The sequence below is a fragment of the Mesorhizobium sp. M4B.F.Ca.ET.089.01.1.1 genome (assembly GCF_004022605.1).
Taxonomy (GTDB): domain Bacteria; phylum Pseudomonadota; class Alphaproteobacteria; order Rhizobiales; family Rhizobiaceae; genus Mesorhizobium; species Mesorhizobium abyssinicae.
Genome location: NZ_RZOS01000432.1, coordinates 1 through 4,755, shown reverse-complemented (window position 1 = coordinate 4,755; position 4,755 = coordinate 1). Strand labels below are relative to the sequence as shown.

The window sequence follows — 4,755 nt, the reverse complement described above, 5'->3', positions numbered from 1 at the left end:
GCGGCGAAGTCGCCGACCAGCGCCGCGCGGCCGAAGCGCGTCACGTAGGAGAATTTGATGATCGCCGACAGGGCGCCTGGCCCGGGCAGGCGCGAGGCCGCGGCCTTGTCGCCGCGCTGCAGGATGTAGATCCGCGTTGCCAAAACCGCGTCGCCGGCAAATCCGCCATGCAGGCGATGCTGCGCCTTGTCGATCGCCGGATGCGCTTGCGGACGCACTTCCGCTTGCCGGATCGGGATCGCGGCGGCGGCATCGGCGGCGAGCTTCAGCTGCGGAAAGCCGGGAACGATCACCGGTTCGTCCGGCCTGGACAGGTCCAGCGCCACGACATCGTCAGTCAGCAGCCGGTGTCCGGCGCTGATCATGGCGCCGGCGGTGGTCGACTTGCCGGCGCCCTTGTCGCCCATGAAGATCGCGCTGCTGCCGCCGACGGCGATCGCGCTGGCGTGCAGCACGAGCAGGCCGCGCTGATGCAGCAGCAGCGCCATGACCGGTCCCAGCAGCGGGAAGGCGATCAGCTGGTCGTCAATGCCGGGCGCCGGCTCGATGTCGATGCGGCGGGCATCGCTGACCAGGAAGGCGCCAACCGCGTCCCAGGCCAGATACTGGCGCGAAGGCTCGAAGCGGAAGGCGATTCCGGCTTCGGACCGGGGTTTTGGATAGTCGATCGGGCCGACCGCGATCACCACGTCGGCGGCTGCCGGCGCCGTTGCCTCCAGCTCGGGCAGGGCCACCTCCGAACTGATCGTCAGCCCATAGGCGCGGTAGAAGCGGCGCTCCCGGCCGCTCTCGGCCGCCGGCCGGGCCGGGTCCTGTCGAAGATCGTGCGCAAGCGAACCGTTGAACGACATCATGCGTGGCTCCCGCCGAGTTTGACCTGACGCAGCCAGAGCGACAGCGAGGTCGAGCGCCAGACATATTGCACGTCCAGCGGCTCCGCCTCGTCCGGCCGCCGCAGGATGCGGGCATAGGCGGCGGTCACCTCCGGCAGATTGACATAGGGCTCAATCAGGCCGGCGTCCGACACCAGCACCCTGTCCAGCAGGTCGCGGTGGTTGCCGACCATGCCCTTGACCAGGTTGGCCGTGAAATCGATCTTGTCGCGTCGCCACTGCACAGCGGGCGGCAGGATGCCGTCCATGGCGCGGCGCAGCACGTAGCGGCCAAAGCCTCGGTTCAGCTTCTCCTCGCCCGGCAGCGCCAGGCAGAACTCGACCAGCGGCTTGTCCCAGAACGGATAGCGCGGCTCGATGCCGAAATTGGCGGCGGCCTTGTCGAGCACCTCGAAGGCGTGCGGCACCAGCCCCGTCGACAGGATCCAGCGATGCGTCAGCGCCTCGCTGGCGCTGACGCTGGACGGCATGTAGCCGGCCCTGTGGAACCGCTCGGCAAGCTCGGTGCGCCGGGCAAGCTCCGGATTGACCAGGCCGCCCCAGCCGCTCGGCGCCGGCGCCGGCCCGCGCCGCAGCCTGCCGAGGATGCGATTGGCCATCCCGCGCAATTTGGCGATCCGCCAGGCTGGTCCGTAGACGGTCAGGAATTTGAAGTACATGCCGAGCATGCCGTCGCCATAGGTGTTGGAGGCGCCGCGCAATTCGCGCCACAGCTCCATCCATCTGCCGGCATCGGCCAGTTCGTGCAGATGGCCGTGGCCCTGCGACACCACCTCGTCGCCGCCATGACCGTCGAGCAGCACTTTCACGCCCTTCGCGCCCGCGGTCCGGTAGATGCTGCGCGTCAGCGACAGGCCGGGCGCCAGGAAGGTGCCTTCCTGCTCCTCCAGGATGCGCTCGAACTCGGCGAACGGCGCATAGTTGCCGACGGCAATCAACGTGCCGTCGAGGCTCGGCTTGCCAAGCACCGCGTCGATGAAGGGCTTTTCGTCCATCGAGGATCCCTTCTCGAAGATCAGCGAGAAGGTCGGCAGTTTCGGCTTTCTCCGCGCCCTATTCTCCAGCCCGGCCACGCAGGCGATCGAGGAGGAATCGAGGCCGCCGCTCAGCATCGCGCCAACCGCATCGGTGCCGCGCATGCGGTTGCGGACGGATTGCGAAAACAGGTGCCGGAATTCTTCGGCGGCATCCGATCGAAGCGGCCGTCGCGACGGCTCGATCTGCCAGTAGCGGCGCAGCGCCACCTGGCTGTCCGTCACCGTCAGGCTGTGGCGGGCCGGCAAGCGAAAGATGTCGGTGTAAGCCGTGGATTGCGGATCATCCGGCAGCCCTGCGAGAAAGCCGGAAATCTGGTGCTCGCTGAGGCGGGTGCCGACCTCATCGAGGCCGAGAAGCGGTCCGATCTCCGACGCGAAGGCAAACCGCCGGTCGCTCACATGATAGTAGAAAGGTTTGACCCCGAAATGGTCGCGGGCGCAAAACAGCGCCTGGCGTTCGCTGTCCCAGATGGCGAGGGCGAAGTCGCCTTGCAGATAGGTGGGGCAGGCTTCGCCCCAGTTGAGATAGGCGCGCATCACCAGCGTGGCGTCGGCGACCGACCTGTCCCGGATACCGAGCCTGGCCAGCAATTCGTCGCGGTTGTCCAGCCGGCAGTCGGCGGTGATCGCCAGCCTGCCGCCGGCCATCGTCAGCGGGCCCGGTCCTGCCTCGTCCGTCGTGTTCAGCCAGGCATGGCCAAGCGTGATAATCGTGTCGGACCACCACGAGGCGCCGTCGCGGGCGCGGTGCCGCATGCGCGCCAGCATCTGCTGGATGTCGGCCGCGGGGGCGGGCTTGCCATTGCGCCTGGACAGGATTCCGGCCACGCCGCTCATCGTCTAGTGACCGTGGTCGACGAGATGGGCGAATCCGGCAAGCGAGCCACCCAGCACGATGTGGTTGCCGCTCATCAGCCAGGCATGCGCCTTCAGCTCGGCGCCCGTGTTCTGCTCGATGCCGATGCGTATGTTCGAGGCCTTGCCCTTGCGGGCGAGAAGGTATTGGCCCGCCAGCGCCTGGGTAAGGCAGCTTGCATGGGGGACAAGGCGAGCGGCCGCAGCGACACCCCAGGCGATGTGTCTCAGATCGGCGACGCTGGCCGCCTCGCGCGCGTCGAGCCGCGTCACCAGGCTCCGGACACGGTTGAAGGAAAACAGCGTCAGCCCCAGCCGCGCGGCGGCGACCACCAGCAGGCAGCGCGCCAGAAACAGCACCTGCGGGCCGCTCAGCGAGAGGAGCCTAGACAAGTTCCTCATGGTGGAGCCTCGCAAGCCCTGCCTCGGCCAGGCCTTTCAACAACCCGTCGACATCGGCCTTGCAGCGCTCCGGATCGACGTCGTAGCGCGTCTGCACCGCGGTGCGGATGTCGGCGATCGGCCGCGGTTCCTGGATCAGTTCCCAGATATAGGCGCCGACGCTGTTCAGGCTGTAGTAGATGTTGGATTTCAGGTTGAGCAACGCCAGTCCGCTGCCGAATTCACAAGCCACGGCATCGCTGGTGGCGGTTACGCGGTCTTGATCCGCCGGATCCCAGGTCATCCTAAACCTCCCTACAAAACGCTACGCTTCGTCAGTTCCGGGACAGGATCGATCGACCTCAGCCGATCCGTCCAGGAGAGGTCATGGTCGAGCAGAAGCCGAGATCTCTTCCCGGTTCACCGGGACAGTTCTGGCTCCGGGCAGAAAGCCGGGGGAATGGATCCCCCGGCTCTCCGAGAAGATGTATTCGGAGCCCCAACTTCTTCGCCCCGGAACACAATCAAGCTCAAGAGAACGTAAGCTGGTCGAAAGGCGTGTGCGCGGGGAATGCCGCGTCGAGCGCCGTCGTACCCGAGCCGCCTTGCGTGATCGTTTCGATCGAACCGTGAACCGTCAGGCTTGGCGTCTCGTACTCTTGCTTTTCAACATTCTGTTCCATTTTACTCTCCGATAGGACTGGAAACGGCCTGTCGAGTGCCGGCAGCACATTTCTATGCTGCAACGCAATAGCTGCATGGCACCCTAAATGAGTCAAGCCTGATTTACCAACCATTAATCAATTCTTGGTTGCGCTTGCCTTGGTTGGTGATCAAACCTTTCGCACGCGCCATCCTGGCCTCACCTCATAAGGGAATTCAACGACGCGTCCGTGACGCCTATTTAAGCATATGATTTGATTATGATAAATTTTTTGACTCTAATGCCTGCATTGTAGGCATGTAGAATATTGGTGCGCGAGGCGCCGAATTCATGCCGGTCCCGGGTCTGGGCTGGACCGCCAGGCGGGTCGCCGCCGCGCGATGGCTTGTAAACGCTACAGTTGCAGCCAGCCGCCCCGCCGGAGGAAAAGCTGGACGGCGGCGATGATTTTAGCGATGCTTTCCTTCGCAGTTGCAATATAACGCGTCGGGAGATTTTTGCGAGGACCTTGTCGGGAATGGCCGTGCAGGAAAGTGCTTACCAAAGGCTGCGCGCGGCCGACTGCGCCGACGAGGTCGCCTATGTGCAGGCCTGCCTGAGGCTGTTCTTCTCGCCCGCCACGGACGCGGTGGCAGGCGGGGCGTCGGCGCCGTCCATCTCCATCGCCACGGTTGCCGACATCGCCAGACTGAACAAGGTCGCGATCTTCGTCCTCAAGGCCTTGTCCCGTGCGGGGGCCGGCGGGGGGTCGTCCGAACTGCTTGGCTGGCTCGACACCTACCGCCGCCGCACGGTCTCGATGAACTCGTCCGGCATCATGGATTCGCTGGCCATCCACCAGGTGCTGCGCGACCGGCAGATCGATTTCGTGTTCCTGAAGGGACCGTTCCAGCAGCAACTGCTCTATGGCGATCACTTCATGAAG

The 4,755-nt window shown here is 65.1% G+C and carries 5 protein-coding genes and 1 pseudogene; 1 reads left to right on the top strand and 5 read right to left on the bottom strand.

Going from position 1 to position 4,755, the window contains the following annotated elements; all coding sequences use genetic code 11:
* The 5 genes from EN780_RS27800 to EN780_RS27780 all read right to left on the bottom strand — a co-directional run.
* The coding region (locus EN780_RS27800; protein WP_245500159.1) for a serine kinase at positions 1–854 on the bottom strand (854 nt) is incomplete at its 3' end.
* Positions 851–2,767: a lasso peptide isopeptide bond-forming cyclase gene (locus tag EN780_RS27795; RefSeq protein WP_128275899.1), complete on the bottom strand. Its 1,917-nt coding sequence runs from the start codon at positions 2,765–2,767 to the stop codon at positions 851–853. The genes EN780_RS27800 and EN780_RS27795, both read right to left, overlap by 4 nt.
* A 3-nt stretch (positions 2,768–2,770) precedes the next feature.
* Positions 2,771–3,178: a lasso peptide biosynthesis B2 protein gene (locus EN780_RS27790; RefSeq protein WP_245500158.1), complete on the bottom strand. Its 408-nt coding sequence runs from the start codon at positions 3,176–3,178 to the stop codon at positions 2,771–2,773.
* Positions 3,171–3,470 carry a PqqD family protein gene (locus EN780_RS27785; RefSeq protein ID WP_127311118.1) on the bottom strand — a complete coding sequence of 100 codons (300 nt, stop codon included), beginning with the start codon at positions 3,468–3,470 and terminating at the stop codon, positions 3,171–3,173. The genes EN780_RS27790 and EN780_RS27785 overlap by 8 nt, the downstream gene beginning before the upstream one ends.
* Before the next feature lie 226 nt (positions 3,471–3,696).
* Positions 3,697–3,849 carry a lasso peptide gene (locus EN780_RS27780; RefSeq protein ID WP_126056859.1) on the bottom strand — a complete coding sequence of 51 codons (153 nt, stop codon included), beginning with the start codon at positions 3,847–3,849 and terminating at the stop codon, positions 3,697–3,699.
* 498 nt (positions 3,850–4,347) lie between these two features.
* Between EN780_RS27780 and EN780_RS27775 the strand changes: the two are divergent.
* Positions 4,348–4,755 (top strand): annotated as a pseudogene (locus tag EN780_RS27775) (nucleotidyltransferase family protein); the annotation flags it as partial.

Bases quoted from the DNA above. Each gene is read 5' to 3' on its own strand.
- EN780_RS27795 (WP_128275899.1), bottom strand. From the start codon at position 2,767: ATGAGCGGCGTGGCCGGAATCCTGTCCAGGCGCAATGGCAAGCCCGCC.
- EN780_RS27785 (WP_127311118.1), bottom strand. From the start codon at position 3,470: ATGACCTGGGATCCGGCGGATCAAGACCGCGTAACCGCCACCAGCGAT.
- EN780_RS27780 (WP_126056859.1), bottom strand. From the start codon at position 3,849: ATGGAACAGAATGTTGAAAAGCAAGAGTACGAGACGCCAAGCCTGACG.